3 protein-coding genes and 1 pseudogene are annotated in these 3,647 nt (G+C 69.0%); 1 reads left to right on the top strand and 3 read right to left on the bottom strand.

Features of this window, described 5'->3' with window-relative positions:
* From Q7A36_RS38845 to Q7A36_RS38835, 3 genes and pseudogenes are all read right to left on the bottom strand, one after another.
* Positions 1-825 (bottom strand): annotated as a pseudogene (locus Q7A36_RS38845) (IS66 family transposase); the annotation flags it as partial.
* A gap of 722 nt (positions 826-1,547) precedes the next feature.
* A complete protein-coding gene (locus tag Q7A36_RS38840; protein ID WP_305109148.1) occupies positions 1,548-2,594 on the bottom strand; it encodes an IS110 family RNA-guided transposase in 1,047 nt (348 codons plus the stop codon).
* Between the two features lie 23 nt (positions 2,595-2,617).
* Complete coding sequence (locus tag Q7A36_RS38835) at positions 2,618-3,010, bottom strand: hypothetical protein (RefSeq protein ID WP_305109147.1); 393 nt, start codon at positions 3,008-3,010, stop codon at positions 2,618-2,620.
* 430 nt (positions 3,011-3,440) lie between these two features.
* Here Q7A36_RS38835 and Q7A36_RS38830 point away from each other — a divergent pair.
* The coding region (locus Q7A36_RS38830) for a hypothetical protein (RefSeq protein WP_305109146.1) at positions 3,441-3,647 on the top strand (207 nt) is incomplete at its 3' end.

The following is a 3,647-nucleotide window of genomic DNA, read 5'->3' as shown; positions in this document are numbered from 1 at the left end:
CCGGGTCAGTTCGACGGCCCGGCGCTGCTGGTCATTCGCCGGCACCAGCTTGTGCACCAGCCGCTCCGCATGCACCCAGCAGAGCGCATGTTCGCCGAGGCGGAACTGGCCGGCATCGTCGGAGACGATCACCGTCCCCGGCAGCAGGCCATGCGCCTGGATGGTGCCCCAGAGCGCCCCCTCGGTGGCGATCCGCACCGGCTCGGGGGTGACCGCCAGCCGGTCGGTGCCGAGCGTCGCCAGGTGCGCCGTCCAGGCAGCCTCGTCGGCAAAGACCTTCGCCGGATGCACCGCCAACTGCTCGACCACCGGTCCGGCCAGGGCGCGGCTACGCATGTACTCCAGCGCCGCCGCGTTGATGGTGTACTCGCCATGACCGGCGCGGAGCACCGACAGGAAGGCCAGGCGCGACTTCGAGGCGCCGCTGCGGAAGGCGGTAAAGCGCGCATCGCCGATCTGCGTCGTGAAGACGTCCTGACGGGCATGCCGGGCCGCGGTGTCGTCCACCGTCACCCAGCGCGCGCTTGCCAGGCCAGCCCGCAGGACCGCCTGATCCTCAGCGACCAGGTCGTCCAGCCGCGAGGTCAGCAGCCGCACCACCTGCCGCTTGGAGATCTCGAGGCCGATCCCGGCCAGCAGGGAAGCCAGCCGCTCCGTCGTCACCTGACCCTGGGCATGCGCCACCAGCAGGAAACGGCGCAGCCCGGGCCCGAAGCCGCCGACGATCCCGGCCGGCAAGGGCGCCAGCACCGTCTCACCGGACGGCGTCGCCCAGCGCTCCCGCCGGTAGCGCACCACCGCGGGCGTCAGGGTCAGTTCGCGCACCAGGATGTCCTGGTAGCCTTATGTGGACGGCCCTTGGTAGGTCAATATGACCGTGCAGCGAGCGGGCGGCCAGACGGACGCGAACGTTCTTCAGCCTGGTGCACCAAAACGCAGCTCCTTGTTCGACGCCGCGCGGCGAGCGCGCGCGTCGACTTGTCGGGGCGCTCCCCGCCCCGACACCAATCGAAAGCCACGGCGCGCAGGGCGGGGCAACGGCGCCGCGCGATAGCGCGGCGGGAGCGCAGCCACGCGCAGGCCTGCCCGCTTCTGCGGGCGGGACGAGCATGGCGAGCACCCACCCGTTGCCCCGTCCGAGCACTGTGGCACATGTCCTGTCAGCAGTCGGCGTCGACGATGTCCTCACGATGCGGCTTCATCGCCGGATCGACCAGCTGCTGACCTTCACGGTGCGCAAGCCATTCTGGTCTCTGACATGGCACCGCGCTCGCAGCGGCCGCATCTTGCGCAGTGTGCCGACTTGCATTGGGAAACTCCGGTCAGTCGCGCCCTTATGTCCGGCCTATGTCGCGGCGTCTGCCACTGGCCATCATGGGTGTGCGCTTGCGTGCCAGGCACCAATCCTTGAAGGCGTGCTTGTTGCACGTAGCTACCATCGGTATCGCCTGGACTGTCTTGACTACAGCCTTTCCCATCACGCTGGTCAGCACCTGCTGCCGGAGCCGTCGGGCTTGCGCCCGGCTCCTACCAGTCGCGTCGGCGCGTCACGCTTCGGCAGCCGCAGCCACCTGCGCACGCCCCTTCGCATGGTAGGTTTCGCCGCGCGTCATCACTGCCCAGGCGATGCGCGCCATCTTGTTCGCCAGCGCCACCATTGCCAGCCGCACTGGACGCCGCTCCAACACCCCGCGCAGCCACGCCCCGGCCGCGCTGTTCCACTGTCCCGCCCGGAACACCATCGAGGTGGCGCCGAGCACCAGCAGCCTGCGGATCTCGCTGTTTCCCGCCTTGGTGATCCTCCCCAGCCGCGTCTTGCCGCCGGTCGAATGCTGCCGCGGCACCAGCCCCAGCCAGGCGGCGAAATGCCGTGCGCTCTTGAACGAACCGATGGCGTCACCAACCGTCGCCGTGATCAGCGACGCGGCGATCGGGCCGATGCCGGGGATCGTCGCCAGGCGGCGGGCGGTACCCTCCTGCCGCGCATGCGCGACGATCTGCGCCTCAAGCCCGGCGATGCGCTTGGCGGCAGCTTGGCTGTGCTCGCGCAGTTCGGCGAAGGCCTGCTTCGCCGTCGCCGGCATGCTCGCCTCCGCCTGCACCTGCGCCTCGAGCTCGTCGAGCCGATGCACGCCCTTGGCGACCACCAGGCCGAACTCCGTCGCCAGTCCCCGCATTGCATTCGCCAGCATCGTCTGCTGCTTGACCAGCAGCGAGCGGGCCGAGTGCAGCACCAGCACACCCTGCTGCTCGGGGCTCTTCACCGGCACGAACTTGACCTCCGGCATCGATGCCGCCGTGCACAGCGCCGCTGCATCGGCGGCGTCATTCTTCTTGCCCTTCTTCACGAACGGCCGCGCCACTTCCGGGGCAAGCAGCTTCACCTCGTGCCCCAGCTGCGTCAGCATCCGGGCCCAATAGTAACCGCCGCCGCAGGCCTCGAGTACGATTGTGCAGCGCTCCTGTTGCTCGAAGAACGGGACCACTTCGTCTCGCCGCAGCTTGCGCTTCAGCGCAGCCGTGCCTGCGGCATCGACACCATGGACTTGGAAGACGTGCTTGGCGGTGTCGAGCCCAATCATGCTAATCGTCATGGCGGGCGGCTCCCTTTGCTGGTTCAAACGACCCGCACTCTGGCACATCGATGCCGTTGGGGGCCGTCCACCCCATCTTTGAAGCGTGAGCCCGGCGGTGGCGCCGCCTTCACGACCACCTCGGCAGTCACCGCCTCGCGGTCGCGCTTGGCACCGCGCCGGCGCCGTGACCGCTTACTGCCGCCCTTGCCGGGTCCGGCACCACCGCTCGCCTGCTCCATGCCGGACGGCCGCGAGGGCGGCCGCGGCGGCAGCCCCTTCAGCCGCGCCACCTCATCCCGCAGCGCCTGGTTTTCCACCTTCAGCGCCGCATTGGCCGCCGCGAGGTCGGCAACCTTCGCCACCAGCGTGCCGACGAGCTCCCGCAACTCAGCGAGCGACAAGGTCTCCAGCGGTGCACTGCCGGGCGGCGACATGAGCAGGGTGAATCACGCCGCTCCCGCAAGCGCAACCGCCGCGCCCGGGAATTTGCCCCAGTTACAATGGTAGGGACGGCGTGGACAGTGCAGATGGAAAGGGCACAGCTCAGGCGACGGGCGACGTTCTCGACTGGATAGGGACCTCTCTGTGGCTCCCATCTGCGATCAGGCCTGACGATCCAGCAACACTGTCAGACACCGGGCGAGTTCGTCGCCGCTGACCGGTTTGCGTAGCAGGCTGTAGCCGCGACTGTCGTTCCCGCGGGTTACGATCTCGGCAACACCGCCCGCGTGGCCGGTCAGCAGGATGGCGGTAAGGCCTGGTCGACGGCGCGTAAGCGTCAGCCGTCAGTGGCCTTGAGGTGACCGGGCATGCCTGCCGAGATGGCGTAAGCGTCAGCCATCAGTGGCCTTGAGGTGACCGGGCATGCCTGCCGAGATGGCGGGCATGACGGACGAAGCTGAAGTGGTGGAATCGCTCGGAGCGGCTCCTTCCGACGGTCGGAAGGGTGCTTTGCGAGCGCGGCCTGATCGAGGCGTTCAGGTCGAGGTGCGACCGGTGCGGCGGCGCGAGTGGCCTGATGGGGACAAGGTGCGGGTGGTCCGCGAGAGCCTGCAGCCGGGTGCGGTGGTG

Origin of the sequence: Paracraurococcus lichenis, assembly GCF_030657435.1 — a bacterium.
Classification (GTDB): Bacteria; Pseudomonadota; Alphaproteobacteria; order Acetobacterales; family Acetobacteraceae; genus Paracraurococcus; species Paracraurococcus lichenis.
Note: the sequence above shows the minus strand (reverse complement) of the source record. Positions and strands in the feature narration are given on the sequence as shown.